This is a genomic window from Planktothrix prolifica NIVA-CYA 540 (genome assembly GCF_963864145.1).
GTDB lineage: Bacteria > Cyanobacteriota > Cyanobacteriia > Cyanobacteriales > Microcoleaceae > Planktothrix > Planktothrix agardhii.
On record NZ_CAWLTW010000001.1, the window covers coordinates 4359648 to 4377491 of the forward strand.

The 17844-nt window shown below is 42.3% G+C and carries 13 protein-coding genes; 10 read left to right on the plus strand and 3 right to left on the minus strand.

The features are described from left to right. Positions 1-70: 70 nt before the first annotated feature. The 7 genes from AC559H_RS19205 to AC559H_RS19235 all read left to right on the plus strand — a co-directional run bounded on the left by AC559H_RS19205 (position 71) and on the right by AC559H_RS19235 (position 7282). On the plus strand, positions 71-583 hold the full coding sequence (locus tag AC559H_RS19205; RefSeq protein WP_026795241.1) for a YqeG family HAD IIIA-type phosphatase: 513 nt from the start codon (positions 71-73) through the stop codon (positions 581-583). 233 nt (positions 584-816) lie between these two features. Next, positions 817-2112, plus strand: coding sequence for a glycosyltransferase family protein (locus AC559H_RS19210; protein WP_043937812.1), 1296 nt, complete (start codon positions 817-819; stop codon positions 2110-2112). A 78-nt stretch (positions 2113-2190) separates the two neighbouring features. Continuing rightward, a complete protein-coding gene (locus tag AC559H_RS19215) occupies positions 2191-3681 on the plus strand; it encodes a site-2 protease family protein (RefSeq protein ID WP_026787979.1) in 1491 nt (496 codons plus the stop codon). 35 nt (positions 3682-3716) lie between these two features. Next, positions 3717-4034: a DUF3067 family protein gene (locus AC559H_RS19220; RefSeq protein WP_026787978.1), complete on the plus strand. Its 318-nt coding sequence runs from the start codon at positions 3717-3719 to the stop codon at positions 4032-4034. Positions 4035-4170: 136 nt separating this feature from the next. Further along, positions 4171-5934: a serine/threonine protein kinase gene (locus AC559H_RS19225; protein ID WP_051319769.1), complete on the plus strand. Its 1764-nt coding sequence runs from the start codon at positions 4171-4173 to the stop codon at positions 5932-5934. Positions 5935-6138: 204 nt separating this feature from the next. Further along, positions 6139-6714, plus strand: a complete 576-nt coding sequence (locus AC559H_RS19230) for a DciA family protein (protein WP_026787977.1) — start codon at positions 6139-6141, stop codon at positions 6712-6714. A gap of 298 nt (positions 6715-7012) precedes the next feature. Beyond that, entirely contained in the window at positions 7013-7282 is a 270-nt protein-coding gene (locus tag AC559H_RS19235; RefSeq protein WP_026787976.1) for a hypothetical protein, read from the plus strand. Positions 7283-7336: 54 nt separating this feature from the next. Here AC559H_RS19235 and menB read toward each other — a convergent pair whose 3' ends face one another. Beyond that, entirely contained in the window at positions 7337-8170 is an 834-nt protein-coding gene (gene menB / locus AC559H_RS19240) for a 1,4-dihydroxy-2-naphthoyl-CoA synthase (RefSeq protein ID WP_026795240.1), read from the minus strand. A 54-nt stretch (positions 8171-8224) separates the two neighbouring features. Continuing rightward, positions 8225-9256, minus strand: coding sequence for a phosphoribosylformylglycinamidine cyclo-ligase (purM, locus tag AC559H_RS19245; RefSeq protein ID WP_026795239.1), 1032 nt, complete (start codon positions 9254-9256; stop codon positions 8225-8227). A 463-nt stretch (positions 9257-9719) separates the two neighbouring features. Between purM and AC559H_RS19250 the strand changes: the two genes are divergently transcribed. The 3 genes from AC559H_RS19250 (at position 9720) to AC559H_RS19260 (ending at position 15400) form a co-directional block, all read left to right on the plus strand. Continuing rightward, on the plus strand, positions 9720-10751 hold the full coding sequence (locus AC559H_RS19250; protein ID WP_026795238.1) for a septal ring lytic transglycosylase RlpA family protein: 1032 nt from the start codon (positions 9720-9722) through the stop codon (positions 10749-10751). A gap of 128 nt (positions 10752-10879) precedes the next feature. Beyond that, entirely contained in the window at positions 10880-12397 is a 1518-nt protein-coding gene (locus AC559H_RS19255; RefSeq protein ID WP_026795237.1) for a bifunctional pantoate--beta-alanine ligase/(d)CMP kinase, read from the plus strand. A gap of 309 nt (positions 12398-12706) precedes the next feature. Continuing rightward, the gene (locus AC559H_RS19260; protein WP_026787971.1) at positions 12707-15400 is read left to right on the plus strand and encodes a chloride channel protein; all 2694 of its coding nucleotides are present in this window, start codon (positions 12707-12709) and stop codon (positions 15398-15400) included. A 26-nt stretch (positions 15401-15426) separates the two neighbouring features. On the opposite strand, the gene AC559H_RS19265 is transcribed toward AC559H_RS19260, so the two are convergent. Then, a complete protein-coding gene (locus tag AC559H_RS19265) occupies positions 15427-17727 on the minus strand; it encodes a penicillin-binding protein 1C (RefSeq protein ID WP_081693737.1) in 2301 nt (766 codons plus the stop codon). Positions 17728-17844 lie beyond the last annotated feature (117 nt).

Here is a 17844-nt window from a genome sequence, read left to right on the forward strand (position 1 = left end):
TTCAGGAAAAAATTTCTCTATATTGCCCAGTTTTCCGCTAAGATAAAAAGGCTAAAATCTTACGGTTATTATGTCTTGGGGGAAACTCTTACAGCCTGATTTAGTTCTTGGGGATTGCGTTTTACATTTGACACCGGAGTTATTACAACGGCATCAGATTAAAGGAATGGTACTGGATGTGGATGAAACCTTAGTTCCGATTACAGAAAAGTCGGTTTCCGAAGATCTCAAAGGTTGGATTGATACCCTCAAACCTCATTTGAGTCTATGGTTAGTGAGTAACAATATTAGTCAAACTCGGATTGGCAATATTGCTGAAACCTTGAACTTGCCCTATATTAGCGGCGCGGGTAAACCCTCCCGTCGGAAACTCAAGCGGGCTGTTGAAGCGATGAATTTGCCCATAGAACAAGTAGCGATGGTGGGCGATCGCTTATTTACCGATGTATTGGCGGGGAACCGTTTGGGAATGTTTACAATTTTGGTGGAACCCATGGTTGATCCAGAAATCATGCCATCGGCTAATTCTGTGCGTAATTTTGAGGTATTGATCTCTAAACTGTTAGGGGCATCTCTGCACTGATTGGTAGAAAAAACTGCTATATGTACCAGCGAGATCTATAGGGCTACGCACTAGGGAACAAGGGAACACCGGAACAGTAAGCAGTGAATGAGTTTGCTGGATTTAGAAGTACCCTAAGTGTAATGCGTAGCGCCATATATGTGCAGCAGTTGAGCTAGTCTAATTTGTTCCTTGAGTGTTAGGATGGATGGACTCTATAAGGCACTGGCTATCTTGGGAATTGGGTCACCATAATGGACTATAAACAAGAATTAATTACCACGATTCATGACTTTGGTTGCGATCTTGACTTATTAGAAGCCAGAATCACCCAACTGTGTGAAACTTGCCCCACGGCTGTCTTGATTCCCGCCTTATACGAGGAACTGGAACGACCCGCTTTAACCCGGATTCGAGATTGCCTCAAGGACTGTCATTTCGTCAATACCATCGTGGTCTGTCTGTATGCAAAGACCCTTGAGGAATATACAAAAGCGGTTCATTTTTTTAGTGTTTTACCCCAACCGACCCTGGTGATTTGGGAAAATAGCCCAAGAGTCAACCAACTTTTAGAAAAATTGCGGGAAAAAGGCCTAGATCTGATGAGCTTCAAGGGCAAAGGTCGGGCGGTTTGGATTGGTTTGGGGGTAGCATCCCTGCAAGCCGAAGCGATCGCACTGCACGATGCCGATATTATCACCTACGATAAATCCTATCCCCTGAAACTATTATTCCCCCTCCTAGAAAAAGAACTCGGAATTTCCTTTAATAAAGCCTATTATGCCCGATTGGGCGGCGAACCTAGAAGTTTCCATGGTCGGGTGATGCGTCTATTTGTCACGCCGTTACTGGTGGCACTGATGGATTTATATGGCTATAACAATTATCTGCGCTATTTAAGTGCCTATCGTTATCCCCTATCTGGGGAATTTGCCCTAACCAATGATATCGCTCTCAATACTCGAATTCCCAGCAATTGGGGCTTAGAAATTGGTTTATTAGCGGAGGTTTATCGCAATGTTGTTCCCCAAAGAATTGCTCAAATTGATTTAGGAAACTTCGACCATAAACATCAAAATATTGGTCAATCTCCCACCGAAGGATTACGGAAAATGTGCGCTGATATTCTTAGGTCGATTTTGCGTACCTTAATCGAAACCGAACGGGTGGTGGTGAACCGGGAACAAATTCATACCTTACGAATTAAATTCAAACGGGAGGCCCAGGATTTTACCCGCCAATATTTTGTCGATGCTCGGTTTAATAATATGCAGTATGACCGTCACCACGAAGAAGCGATCATTGATGTCTTTGAAAAAGTGATCGCGGAAGCGGGTGAAGAATTCTTTCAAAATCCGGTCACGGCTCAAATCCCCGACTGGACAAGGGCTTTGGCTGCTATGCCCGCCCTGCGAGAACAACTACGGGAAGCGACCCGCCGAGATATGGCAGAAGCGAAAGCGATTTTGGCGACCAATCCCGATTTCATTTCCCAGGCAGATATCAAGACCCATCCTAAAGACCTGGATAGCATTCCGACAATGCCTTGATTGAATTAGGGGGGAATGGACTGGGCTACAATGAATTCTCAAGGTGATCGCCTTTCTAGTTCAAAATTAAGGTCTATAATGTTTACTGCATCTGATAACACCACTATTCTCGTCCTCCTGATTACCCTGGGTATCCTGGGTTGGGGGTATTATCGTGCCTTACCCTATGGGAAACTGGGTTTGTTGTCCTGGTTACAATCCGTGGCTTTAATGTCTCCGGGATTTCTGTTTTTCTGCTTGGCGGCGACGGGAATTTACCTAAATTTGGTGAGTCTTTTATTTTTATTCGTGGCTTCGACGGGATTATATATTATGATTGGCCGACGACTCAGGGAAGTGGCGAATCAAGATTCGGTCTCTGAGCTTAAACCCGATCTGTTAGGAAGTCCGCCCCCCCTGCCACCGGAACTCAACATTATTCCCCCAACCCCCGATCCGGTTTTGAACTTGGGATCGGTTCCGTTATCTCCAGAAGACCTGAAAATTATTCAGGGTATTTTTGGTATTGATACCTTTTTTGCCACGGAAACCATTCCCTATCAAGATGGGGTGATTTTTAAAGGAAATCTTCGCAGTGACCCGGAAATTGCCTATCAACAATTATCGACAAATTTAAAAAAAAGCATTGGCGATCGCTTACGATTATTTTTAGTTGATAATCCCGAAGGCAAACCCGTTGTTATTGTTCTACCCCAGAATAATGAACCCTTAAGCACTTCAATTCCTCAAAAAATTTTAGCGATTATTTTATTTTTAATGACGCTAGGAACAATTTTTGAAGCGGGAGGTTTATTATTAGGATTCGATTTTTCTGAAAATTTAACCCGCTACCCGGAAATTATCCCGATCGCCCTCGGAATTTTAGCGGTTTTATTCATCCATGAAATTGCCCATCAAGTTATAGCCAAACACTATAATATTAAGTTTAGTTGGCCGTTTTTTATCCCAACGGTTCAAATTGGAAGTTTTGGAGCATTTAATCGGTTTGAATCCGTATTACCTAACCGGACGGTATTATTTGATGTGGCTTTTGCTGGCCCGGTAGCTGCTGGCGGATTATCGTTATTCCTGTTAATTATGGGGTTATTTTTATCCCATCAGGGGAGTGCTTTTCAAGTACCAACGGAATTTTTTCAAGGCTCGGTTTTAGTCGGGATGTTATCTCGATTAATTTTAGGTTCCCAACTCCATCAAACCAGCGTTGACGTGCATCTTCTAACTTTAATCGGTTGGTTTGGATTAGTGATTACGGCTTTGAATTTAATGCCAGCCGGACAGTTAGATGGGGGACGGATGATGCAGGCGATTTATGGCCGGAAAATTGCCGGACGTTCCACCATTGCTACATTTATTGTTTTAGCGATCGCTTCTTTCTCTAATCCGTTAGCCCTGTATTGGGCCTTAGTAATTTTGATTTTACAACGGAATTTAGAACGACCGAGTTTAAATGAATTAACTGAACCCAATGATACCCGTGCCGCCTGGGGATTATTGGTTTTCTTGTTCATGATTTTAACCCTATTTCCCCTCACCCCTGCCTTGGCCACCGGGTTAGGAATTGGTAGTTAATGGATCGAGCCGTATCTAGGGAGTGAATCGTAACTATGACTGGTGAAGATCTGCGTCAATTGTTATTAAATAAATGGGGAGTGTCCTACGATATTCAACTGCGACGGACAAGGGGTAAAATATTTCTGCAAATTATGTGGAAATATTTAGAACAATTATCCTTTCCCCTGAATGAAGCCGATTATATTGCCCATTTGAATGCGATCACTAACTATCTAAATAGTTGGGGAAGTACGGAACAGGTAAGACATTATATTCTAAATACTCGAGAAAAACCCCGTTTAGGAAAAGCTGTGAGTATTCCCCTGGATTTAGGGGGGAGATCTTCGGAATGGATGGTGGAGGACTTCTAGGTCTAACCGTTGGGAGAGTTGGCGCTCGTCCCACAGAGGCGCTACAATCCCAGAACTAAAGGTAGACTATGCTAAAACGATAGTTTCGTTATGGTATGGGCAGATAAGTAAACGGTGGGGAGTTGGTGATCAAGCAATGAATCTAACGCAGGAAATGGTTCTCCAGAACGGCAAATATCGGATTGATGCGGTTCTTGGTCGTGGGGAGTTTGGTGTAACTTACCAAGGGACTCACCCTCTGACGAATCAAACGGTGGTGATTAAAACCCTCCATCCGAAATTCATGACCTCCGTTGATTTTCCCAAAATTAAGCGACAATTTATCACCTTTGCTCAGGGTTTAAGTCAGTGTCACCATCCAAATATTGTGCGTGTCCTCGACTTATTTGAAGAACAGGGTTTACCCTATATGGTGATGAATTATATTCCAGGGGAAACCTTAGAAGAAACACTAAAATCGAGTCCCAGGCTATCGGTGGGTCAAGCCCTAAACTATATTAGTCAGATTTCTTCAGCGTTGCGGAAACTCCATCAACAAGGTTTACTCCACTGTCATCTCCAACCCAGAAATATCCGACTCCACGGAAATACCCTCACCTTAGTTGATTTTGGCTTAACCAATGGCTTCATCCAACATCACCCGGAGTTTCCTATTCGTAACCGCGTTTTATCCGTGGGTTATGCGTCCCTAGAACATTATCTTCCCCATCAACAATTGACCCCAGCAACGGATATTTATGGTTTGTCAGCCATACTCTATTATTTATTAACAGGTGAACCGCCCTTAGAAGCCCCCCTAAGAGTCAATGAAGCCACACAGGAGTTACTAAACGCCACTAAACCAAATTTAAGACGAATTCAACCTACCCTCAGTGTCGTAGTGGAACGGTTGATCTATTGGGGATTAGAAATTGAACCCGGACGACGGCCTCAAAATGTTGATCAGTGGATCGCTTTTTTACCGATTGAAACAACTACTACGGTAATTCAATCTCCTAATACTTTGATTCAACCTAATCCAGTTGTTATTCCCCCTAAACCTGTGGCGGTGAAACCTGTTGTTGAAACTCCAGTATTTGTAACCGTTCCCCAGCCCCATCCCCAACCTAAAATTCAACCTGTTCCTGTCCAGATTCCTGACTGGGAAACCATAGAATATAACCCTTCCTTGGGTTTTTTAGTTCCGATTTTATTCTTAGTCACCTCTTTATTTTTTGGTTGGGTTGGGTTTGATTTGACCCGTCGTTATGGATATATTGTTAGTCAGAAAACCAAGATTCAGATCAATCATCCCTTTGCTAATTTAGATTCGACGGAACCAATGTTTGAAAATCCCTCTATTCAAACTCAAGCTCCGAGTGAAGTAGCCCCTCAACGTTCGGTTGAAGAACCATTAGAAGATGGAGATTACTCCATACCAAAACCTGCGGACTTAGAAGCAAAAACCGAAGAACAATCCCCCGTTGATCAATATAGTAATTCTGGTGTTGTTGCTGAAACCCTGGAAAAAAGTCCGTCAACGGATGAATCTAAAATCGATCAATATTTACTCCCACCTTCCGAGGTAGAATCGGAACCTCCTACTCCTACTACAGATTACTCGGTTTCTACCCCTGTCAATAGCTATTCTGGTGATCCAACGGTTCAACCCGATATTCCAACTGACCCCAATTACTCTCAATCTGGGGCTGAAACTCTACCGCCACAGGTTCCACCCGCCGAAGGAGGGGGTTATGTTTCTGAAGAATCTGCTCCTAATTACTACACAGAACCGACCATTCCCGTAGAACCACAATCTCGCATTCTTTCAGAAGAAACCGTCCCGATAAACTCAGCACCTAACGATGGAATAGAGCCTAGTATTCCGTATTCTCCTTTAACTATTCCCTTGAAAAACTAGGAAATTCTCAATGGGTTTTGAAGATGCGATCGCTTGTTAAATTTAATTAGGGCTTGCTGAAAAAGTAACAGAAAAGGAAAAGAATGATTAACTAACTGATGAATTCAGGCTTACGATTCTGTCAGGAATACTGTGTTTGTTATGTTTTAATTGTGGCAAGTTAGTCCAAAAATCTCTATCGGTTAGAACCCGTGTTTGTGATTAATGCAATCCCTCCATCGTATTTTAGGTCGCCTTCAATCTCAGATTCTTACCCCAGAACAGCAACAATTTCAAGATCTCTGTCAATGTTGGTCTGAAATTGTGGGGACTGTAGCGAGTCGTCATACCCGTCCAGTCACTTGGCATCGAGGGGTGTTGAATGTTGCCACCTCTAGTGCCACTTGGTCTCAGGATTTAACCTTAAGACGGGTGCAAATTATCCATAAATTGCATCAAAAACTGTTATTTCCAGTTCAGGATATCAGATTTTCCTCGGCGGGGTGGCGCTATCAACTCCAGGGAGATCAATCGGTTTCTCTCGATTTTTCGACCGATGAGTTCTCTCAAATGTGGCAAGAACATCCCAGTCGGGTTGAGATTCCAACTCCAAAAGCAGTGGACGAGGTACCCGGGCGTTCCTCCCTGACTCCGTTAACGGCCTTTGAAGGTTGGGCTAATCGTTTAAAGCAGCGATCACAACCTCTCCCCTTATGTCCCCAATGTCACTGTCCAACACCTCCAGGGGAATTGTCTCGTTGGTCAGTTTGTGGCTTTTGTTCAATCCAAAACGGAGAGTAATTACAAATTGATCTATTAACTCGTTTTAAACGGGATTTATACTGAGTTTATTAATCCCTTAATCTAAATTAATCCTTGATCCCTATATATTTTACTTTGTTTCAGGTACAGTCTATCAAATTTACATTTCTTAATATTTTGAATCTGATTTTAAACAAAATATAAAATAAGTGTTAAGTTCTTAGTCCATAAAAATTTAACTCAAAACCATACAGAATCGAAGTTTGACGATAAAAAACCTGAATTTGATCATCCCCGATAATTATAGATAGGTAATTTTCTTGGGGAATTTAAAAGTATGGAGTCTGGGAACTTGATATCGGTCTGCCGTAACTGCCAAAAATACACCCCCGAAGGCCATCGTGGGGGGCATTGTCAGTTGCTTCAAGTTTCAGTCAAAGGCAGTTGGAAGTCTTGTCAATTAGCACTTCCCGCCTTTGCTCCATCTTGGGAAACCCTAGAAAACCTGATCCACTTCCCCCAAGAAACGCCTCGCAAGGGGGATGTGATCCCGTTGCCATCCCATCAGGTTCAAGAGCTAGACGAAGTAGAATCCTTATTGGCTTAATTGAAAAATTTGGGGTCTAGGAATTCCTAGTCCCCGCAAAAATCATATCCTAGACTAAGGAAGCCAGGGATATTGACGGAAATTAGGCGATCGCTTCTCCAAGAAAGCCTGTTTCCCTTCCGTTCCTTCCTCGGTCATATAATATAGTAGGGTGGCATTTCCGGCGAGTTCCTGTAGACCCGCTTGACCATCACAATCGGCATTAAACGCCGCCTTTAAACAGCGAATCGCAATTGGGCTTTTCTCCAGAATTTCCTGAGCCCATTCTATTCCTTCTAATTCCAATTGTTCTACGGGAACAACATGATTAATTAACCCCATATCTAGGGCTTGTTGAGCATTATATTGACGACACAAATACCAAATTTCTCTGGCTTTTTTTTGACCGACAATTCGAGCTAAATAACTAGCTCCAAATCCCCCATCAAAACTGCCAACTTTCGGCCCGGTTTGCCCAAAAATTGCATTATCCGCAGCTAGAGTTAAATCGCAAATTAAATGCAGTACATGACCGCCCCCGATCGCATATCCTGCTACCAAAGCAATCACAACTTTGGGCATACTTCGGATTAACCGTTGTAAATCTAAAACGTTTAATCGAGGGATACCCGTATCGTCAATATATCCCCCATCCCCCCGCACGCTTTGATCCCCGCCGGAACAAAAGGCATATTTTCCGTCGGTATGAGGCCCGGCTCCTGTAAACAATACCACACCAATATTCAGGTCTTCCCGGGCATCACAAAAAGCATCGTAGAGTTCAAAAACAGTTTTAGGTCGAAAAGCATTACGTTTTTCTGGACGGTTAATCGTAATTTTAGCGATACCGTCGGCTTTGTGATACAAAATATCTTCGTAGGTTTTGGCAATTTGCCATGCAACTGACATTATGGGTAATTAATTAGGGGTTGAAAATCAGAAAACAGGCTTTCATTCTATCAATTAATTGGTTGGTAATCCGATTAAATCCCCCGTTCCTGACACCACTTCCCCAATAGAATAGGCGGCAATTCCTTGGGTTTTAAACCATTCTTTTGTACTTTCAGCCTGTTGGGGCGGAACCAAAACCACAAAACCGATCCCCATATTAAAAGTATCAAACATCGCCACAGAGCTAATTTCACCCTCTTGAGCTAACCAGTGAAAAATCGGGAGAATCGGCCAACTGTCGGGATGAATCTTAATTGATTGTCCCGAACTCAGACAGCGCGGTAAGTTTTCCGGTAAACCCCCTCCGGTAATATGGGCCATGCCATGAATCTCTAGGCCGTTACGCAGGGCTTGTAACACGGGTTTAACGTAAATTTGAGTTGGGGTTAAACAGACCTCGGCAATAGATTTACCCCCCAAGGTGTCCGGGGATTGATTCCAGTCCCATCCCATATCGCTAATTACTTTACGAACTAGACTAAATCCATTACTATGCACCCCACTACTGGCCAGTCCGATCGCAATATCCCCAATTTGGACTTGAGAGCCATTCAACATTCGGCTTTTTTCTACAATTCCCACACAAAAACCCGCCATGTCATATTCCCCCGGTTGATAAAATCCGGGCATTTCGGCCGTTTCTCCTCCCAGGAGACTACATCCGGCCTGTTGACAGCCTTGGGCTACCCCGGCCACCACTTGAGTTAATTGGTCGGGATCAAGTTTTCCCGTGGCTAAATAGTCCAGAAAAAATAAGGGTTCGGCCCCACAGGTAAGAACATCATTCACGCACATGGCAACTAAATCAATCCCTACGGTATCGTGGCGGTTGAGGATTGTGGCTAATTTTAACTTAGTTCCCACGCCATCGGTTCCCGATACTAAAACGGGTTCGGTATAGCCCGAAGGTAGGGCAAAACAGCCCCCAAACCCGCCGAGTCCCCCTAAAACTTCCGGTCGATAGGTTTTCTGTACGAGGTTGCGAATCTGATCGACAAAATCCCGACCCGCTTGAATATCAACACCAGCTTCCCGATAATCCATCTTCTGCTTTCCTTTAGCTATCTAAAGGATATTTAAGCAATTTTCGGCACGATTATTTTGGGTTCTCGTGGTGCTGATGGCCAGGCTATTGATTCAACTGATAAGAAAATTTAATCAAAACTCAATTGGGAAAATTTTCATAGCTTCAGAATCTCTACATCCTTTAATCAATCAGGGTTATATCTTGAAACTGAACAGTTTAGTTTTTTAAAAAAACCGCAAAGCCTTGATCTGTCGTGATCCCCAAAATTCCAAGTTCATGTTAGTCTGTTGCAGTTCCCCAAACAAAGGTGAATGCGGAACGAGTGTGAGTTGACGAATTGAATTACCTGATATTTGGGTTTAAAACCCACCGATTGAAACTTTCAGCATTTTATTAGCTGATTTCAAGGCTCCAAATTCAGGAGATATCAACCAGGGTAAAGCTTCAACTCGATAACCAGCAGTTTTGAGAGTGTATTTTATGAAACATAAACTTTGGGGCAGTCTTACAGCAGTTATTCTTCTGCCTGTTTTGAGCTTAACCTCCTCGGGCCATGCTGAATCAATATCAGCACCTAACCCGAATCCTGAACTCATTCAAGGAAAAAGTCTAACGGGTTCTGAAGCTACTGATGTGATTAAAGTGGGAGAATATCAATCCCAACAAGCTAATGCAGCTTTATTACCCGATAGCGTAGCCAAAATCAAGGCCCATGAACTGAATCAACAACAGGCTGCAACCCTCTATATCAGAAATATTCCCGTCCTGACTTTTATCAAAAACACGAATTTCGATCCCAAAGCCATTACACCCCCAACCCTTCAACGCATCAAAGTAGGGTCGTATTCAGACCAGGCCTATTTACCCAACCCGACAACTCCTGCAACCCAACCCACCGTCGCCACCGATCCCGTTTCTAGGGCCACTGCGGTTGCAGCCGAAATTAACCAACTGATTCGCAATAATTTTGATGCCAGCACGATTCAAGTGCGATGGGATGCACAACGTCAGCGTTACCTGATTGAAGCAGCCGGTCAGGAACTGGTCAGCATCGACGCGCAAACGATTCTACCGGATACCACCAATGACACGGCAACGGATGCCCTACAAGCCACGAATAGACTCAGACGCCAAATTGGGAATGCTCCTCCTTTGAATACTATTGAAGGTCAACCCAAACTTTCGATTCCAGACGTAGCGACGGGATTTTTGTTTCGACGGATTGAGGGTTGGGCTTCTTGGTATGGCCCTGGCTTTGATGGCAACTTAACAGCCAATGGAGAAACCTTTAACCAATACGATTTAACCGCGGCCCATCCCTCTTTACCCTTTGGGACGACGGTGCGAGTCACAAATAAAGATAACGGCCAATCCGTTGTGGTGCGGATTAATGATCGTGGCCCCTATGCCGGAGGTCGTGTACTTGATTTATCTAAAGGAGCGGCTCAAGCAATTGGGATGATTGGTAGTGGAGTTGCTCCCGTGCAAATTGATGTATTGACTGCTAATTAGTAATCAGTCATCAGTTAACAGTTAACAGTCATCAGTTAACAGTTTTTAGTTAACAAATATTAACAATCAACTCTTGCACTGATAACTCTTAAACTGATAACTGATAACTGATAACTGATAACTGATTTATGGTTCGTCTGTTGACTAGCGTTGCTGCTCTGCGGTGTTATCTGCGTTCCTACCGAACTCAAAATCCCCTGCATTTTGTAGGTCTAGTTCCTACAATGGGGGGCTTACATTTGGGACATCTGAGCTTAATTCAACGGGCTAGAGCCGAGAATGGTTTGGTAGTGGTGAGTATTTTTGTGAATCCTCTGCAATTTGGGCCGAATGAGGATTTCCAAAACTATCCTAGGCGGTTAGAAACGGATTTGCAGCAGTGTGAACAGGCCGGAGTTGATGTTATATTTGCTCCGTCGGTAGAGGAGATGTATCAATCCTCGGTGCAGACGATGGTGATTCCTCCTACATCAATCATGTCAGGATTATGCGGAAAATCTCGCCCCGGACATTTTCCAGGGGTGGCGACGGTTGTGACCAAATTATTGAATTTAGTTCAACCGGATCGGGCCTATTTTGGACAAAAAGATGCTCAACAGGTGGCGATTATTCAAGGTCTGGTTCAGGATTTGAATTTGCCAATTGAGATTATTCCCTGTCCAATTGTGCGGGAGTCGTCGGGATTGGCCTATAGTTCTCGGAATCAATATTTAACTTCATCGGAACAACAACAAGCAACGGTTTTATATCGGGCGCTACGTCGTGGCCAAGAATATTTCCACAAAGGTTGTAATTCTGCTACGGAGATTAAAACCTTTGTCCAAACTGAATTGGAGACGGAACCGGAGGTACAGGTAGAATATATTGATTTAGTGGAACCCCAAACTTTAATTCCCTTAGCTACAGTGGAAACCAAGGGGTTATTAGCGATCGCGGCTCGTGTGGGACAAACTCGTTTAATTGATAATCTGATTCTGCACCGTCGTCAACCGATTATTGCCATTGATGGCCCAGCCGGAGCCGGGAAATCTACCGTTACCCGCAAAATTGCCCAGGCTTTGGGATTGTTATATTTAGATACCGGGGCCATGTATCGGGCCGTGACTTGGTTGGTGTTACAGTCTGGAATTGCGGTGGAGGATGAAGTTGCTATAGCTGAAATTGTCAGTCAATGTCGGATTGAATTGATCCCCGACAGAGAACAACCCAGAACCCTGATTAATGGTCAGGATGTGACTGAAGCGATTCGATCCTTGGAAGTGACGGCCCAGGTATCGGCGATCGCGGCTCAATGGGCTGTGCGTCAGGCTTTGGTTAAACAGCAACAGGCGTTTGGGAATCAAGGTGGAATTGTTGCTGAAGGTCGGGATATTGGCACAACGGTATTCCCCGATGCCGAATTAAAAATTTTCCTAACTGCATCTGTACAAGAGCGGGCAAAACGGAGATTATTAGAACTGCATAGTCAAGGGAAAACGGAAATTACTCAGGAACAATTAGAACAGGATATTGCCGAGCGCGATCGGCTTGACAGTAATCGAGTTATTTCACCCTTGAGAAAAGCCGCTGATGCGATGGAAATTCAAACGGACAATTTAACAATTGATGATGTGATTCAACGGGTCGTTAAATCAGTCATCAGTTAACAGTTAACAGTTATCAGTTAAGAAGTTTACAGTTAACTGTTTTCAGCCTACAAGTATTAACAATGAACTCTTTACTGTTAACTGATGACTGATACCTCTTACACTGATAACTGTTGACTGTTGACTGTTGACTGATATAGCAGGGAACAGCCCCCCAACCCCCCGTGCACGGGGGGCTAGGGAGGGAGGGAACACCGGGGGAAAATACTTCACCGTCTGGGTTCCAATATCCGTCTGGTGTCCTAACTGCCTTGGCGGTTGCTATACCTCTTACACTGTTAACTGATGACTGTTAACTGATGACTGATTATGTGGCGCATCTCTATCTCCAGAGAAGTTTCTGTTCTGTTCTCCAAAATTTTATCACCCACGACCCCGAAACGTTTTGCCATTATTGAAGCGGGTTTAATTGGTTTAGTCTCCGGTTTAGCCGCATTTATATTAAAAGAAGGTGCGGGTTGGTTAGGTTCTTTACGAATTTCCACATCCTTAAATTCTGCGATTCCCGCTTGGATATTGCTTCCCATCATTGGATTAATCGGGGGTTTATTAACGGGTTTTTTAGTAGAAAGATTAGCACCAGAAACCGCCGGAAGTGGGATTCCACAAGTAAAAGCAGCATTGGCGGGAGAACCGATTTCCCTTGACTTTCGAGTGGCATTTGCTAAACTTATTGGCACGATGTTTACGATGGGTTCTGGGTTAACTTTAGGACGTCAGGGGCCGACTGTCCAAATTGGTGCCGCTTTAGCTGCTTGGATTAGTCGTTGGGTTCCCACTTCTCCGAATTATCGACGTCAATTAATCGCTTGTGGTGCCGCCGCCGGATTAGCTGCTGGATTTAATGCACCCATCGCCGGGGTTTTATTTGTAGTAGAAGAACTGCTGCATGATGTGTCAGGAATTACCCTCGGCCCGGCGATTATTGCCTCTTTTATTGGTGCGGTGGTTTCCCGTTTATTAGGGGGTCAAGAATTTAGTGATAGCGCCACAAAAACTATTATATTAGAAACCGTACATGATCGATTACTTTATGCCAGAGAAATTCCGTTATTTATTCTATTAGGAATTTTAGCGGGAGTTTTAGGAGCAATTTTTAGTCGGAGTATTATTTCCGGGTCAAAATTTAACCGCCGAGTATTACGTTGGGGATTACCTCAGCGCATGGCAGTTGCCGGGTTATTATCAGGTTTAATCGTATCATTATTACCCCTTTCCTTTAGGAATAATACCGGAATTAGGCAATTAATTTTAAGTGGGGAATTGTCTTGGGAAACCAGTGCTTTAGTATTTACGGCTCATTTTATTCTAACTATAATTGCAGCCAGTTCCGGCGCACCTGGGGGACTATTTGCCCCTTCTTTAGTATTGGGTTCGGCGTTAGGTCATTTAGTCGGAACCTGGGAATCCGAATTAATGTTAGGAATTGACCAACCCACTATTTTTGCCTTTGCGGGAATGGGGGCTTTTTTCTGTGCTGTGGCGCGAACACCGATGACGGCTGTTGTAATTGTGTTTGAAATTACAACGGATTTCGGGTTAGTTTTACCATTAATGATTTCTTCTATTGTAGCATATTTAATTGCGGAAAAAATCGATCCTGAATCTCTCTATGATCAGTTATTAAAATTGAGTGGAATTGAACTCAAATCCGATCACCCAATTGATGGGGCATTGGAGAATTTACGCGCAGCTAATGTTATGCAAAGAAATGTCGAAACCTTAGCAGGTAATTTGACTTTAGAACAGGTGATTGAAGCCTTTGCAAAATCCCATCATCGCGGATTTCCTGTAGTTGAAAATGGCAAATTAGTCGGAATTATTACCCAAACTGATTTAGCCCAAATTAGTAATCGTCAATTACCTGATCATACTCCGATTAATCAGTTAATGACTACTCAACCAATTACTGTTAATCCCGATGATAATTTAACTCATGTTTTATATTTATTAGGTCATTATAAATTAAGTCGTTTACCCGTTATAGAACATCATCATTTAGTGGGAATTATTACTCGCAGTGATATTATTCGAGCGGAATTAGGGCAAATTAATGGGGAAACAACCCAAGTCGGGCGACATCATGAATCTTCTTATATTGCCTATCAAACTAGGGGGCCACAAACCGGAAATGGGCGTTTATTAGTATCATTATATAACCCCCAAACTGCCCCGGCATTATTAAAAGTTGCCGTGGCGATCGCCCAGGAACGCAATTATGAATTAGAATGTATCACAGTGATTACTATTCCCTATAGTAACTCTCCTTCAGAAACCTCTGTTCGATTAACAAAAAGTCGGCGTTTATTACAACAAGCGGAACGTTTAGGACAGAATTTAAAGATTTCTGTTCATACTCAAATTCGAGTTGCCCATGATGTTGCCCAAGCGATTTTAGAAACAACTCAAGAGGAACATATTGATTTATTATTAATGGGTTGGCATGGGGATATATCAGCACCAGATCGGATTTTTGGCAATGTGATGGATGCGGTTATTCGTCTAGTTCCCTGCCAAGTTATGTTGATAAAATGGGGTCAAAATCAAACGCCTCACGACCCTCAAACTAATACTAATTCCGATCCTAATACTTGCCCGGTTTCGGCTTGGCATCGTTGGTTAGTTCCCGTTAGGGACACCCTGGAAAATTCAGTTTCGGTGCAGCTTTTACCTGCATTAATTAAGTTAAGTTTGTCTCCAAAAATTTGTCTTTTTAGAGTAGTTAAAAGTATGATTTCTACAGAGGAAATTAGAGATTTTAACCAAGATTCGGAAAATTTAAGTCATCGTTTAAATACGGAGGTAATTTTTAGTAATGTTTGTTCTAATTCCGTATCAGAAGCGGTGATTGATTTAGCGGATAAAGATCAATGTGATGTGATTGTATTAGGGGCAAGTCGAGAGGGAATGTTACGACAAGCAATTCAAGGTAATATTCCAGAAGCGATCGCTAAAAACTGTCAATGTACAGTTATTTTAGTTCGACCTGCTATTGAAAAATAAAGGATTTGGAAACAGAAACCCGGTTTCTAATTTACAACCGAGAAACCCCGACGATAGGGTTTTTTATCGGCTTTTTGCACTTGAAATTGAACACTATCCTGTTGAGTACCTTGTTTAACTGTTAATGTCCATTGTCCAGGTTGTAATTGCCAAAACAGAGAATTATCAGACTGAGAATTTAATTTTTCTCCATTTAACCACCATTCCACCGACTGTTGAGAATTACCAGTAATTTTAAATTCTAATTTAGCAGTTTTTTCTGAATTAATCACAAAATAATCATTAACTTGAGGAGAAATAATTTTTAACTGATTTTGGGTTAATTGAGGATGAGATTGTCGAGATAACCATTCATTATATTCGGAATTTAAAACTGATTTAGGAGATTTTTTCTCATATTCGGCGATAGCTTTGGGATCAAAATATTCTAATACTATTCCACCGGAACAATCTTTGGTCGGACGTAACCCGGTAGTTGCACAAATCGGTAACTGAATTAACCCTTCTGGGGCGGGAAAATTAGCAGGTTCTTTTGTTTCGTGTAAATGCAATAAAATTCGATTCCATAATGGTGCAGCACCCGTCACTCCAGATACATTTTCCATACCTTGACCGTCAAAATTTCCTACCCAAGTTGCTACGGTATAATCTGTGGTAAAACCCACTGTCCAAGTATCTCGATAATTGGAAGAAGTTCCGGTTTTAACTGCAACTGGAAAGGGTAAATTCAAGACAGAATCAATCCCAAAAGAATGGGATCTTGCATGGGCATCACTTAACATATTTGTGATTAATTGCCAAGTGACAGGAGCATCAATAGAAAGTGCAGAATTTTTGATATTTCTAGCTTGATTTATGATCACATTAGGTGTGATTATTTTACCTTGATTTGCCATAATTAAATAAGCCTGGGCTAATTCCCATAAACTGACTTCTCCACTCCCTAAAGTTAATCCTAAACCATAATAATCAGGAGTATGAGTTAAATGTTGAAATCCTAATTGTTTTAATCGTTCTAAAAATACGGTAACAGTGACTTTTTCTAATACTTTGACTGCGGGAACATTTAAAGAGTTTGCCAACGCTACCCGTACCCGCACCGGGCCTAAAAATGTTTCGCTGTAGTCCGTTGGACTGTAGAGTTTTGCCCCTGGAATTGCGTAATAACTAGGAACATCTGCTAATATTGTATGGGGTTTAATAATGGCTTTTGATAAGGCTAATTCATATAAAAATGGTTTTAAGGTTGATCCGGGTTGTCGTAAGGCTTGAACACCATCATTTCGCCCGAATTTATCGGTATTAAAATAATCGGGAGAACCCACATAAGCCAATACTTCCCCGGTATGATTATCAATAACTAAAGCCGCAGCATGATGAACATTATGATCTTTTAAACTGATAATAATTTGTTGAATTTGGGCTTCAATAAATTGTTGTAACGGGCGATCTATTGTGGTTTTAATTTTATAGGTTGACTCTCTGACCCCCCCCAGCCCTCCCTTATTAATGGGGGGAGAATTAGGGGTTATTTCTGGATAAATACTCCCCTGATTAATCGGGGAAGGAGGGATGGAATTTGTTAACTTTTCGGTTAGCCAAAATAGAAAATGGGGGGCGGCGATAATTCCTTGTTGTTGGGGTTGGAATTGTAACTTTTCTTCATAGGCGCGTTCCGCTTGAATAGTGGTAATATATCCATCTTCAACCATTCTTTTTAATACATAATTTTGACGTTTTTTTAAGGAGGATAAATTATAATAAGGATTTAGGTCTGTGGGGTCATTGGGAAGGGCGGCTAATAGACTTGCTTGGGCTAAATTCAACTCCGATGCAGAAGTATTAAAATAGGTTTTTGCTGCTGCTTCAACGCCATATAAATTACCTCCCATTGGTAAACGATTAATATAATTTTCTAATATTTCCTGTTGATTCATTCCGGCGGTGAGTCGCCAAGATAACCAAATTTCGCCAAATTTATTTGACAATGTTCGAGGTGCGGGTTCTAATAATCTCGCTAATTGCATGGTAATAGTAGACGCACCGCTAACAATTTTCTTGGCTTGAAAGGCTTCTAAAATAGAACGAATCAGGGCAACGGAATCAACCGCCCCATGTTGATAATAGCGTTTATCTTCGGCGGCAATAATTCCTTGAATAAAATGGGGTGAAACTTGACTTAAAGGCACAATTGCAGTATGATTTTGATCGGAACTTAAAATTGTTCCTAATGGTAAATTATTGCGATCGCTAAATTCAAAAGCTACATCTTTTTGTTGAATATCTGCTGCATGAATAGGAATAAAATAGGGAAATAATCGTACCATTCCCCCTAAACAAAATAGGACTAAAATAGTTCGGATTGCCCGATGGCGAAAACAATGTAAAATTTGCTACACTCCCATTTTTTTAATTGTTTTAGTCATTGACTCGACCATCAAGAC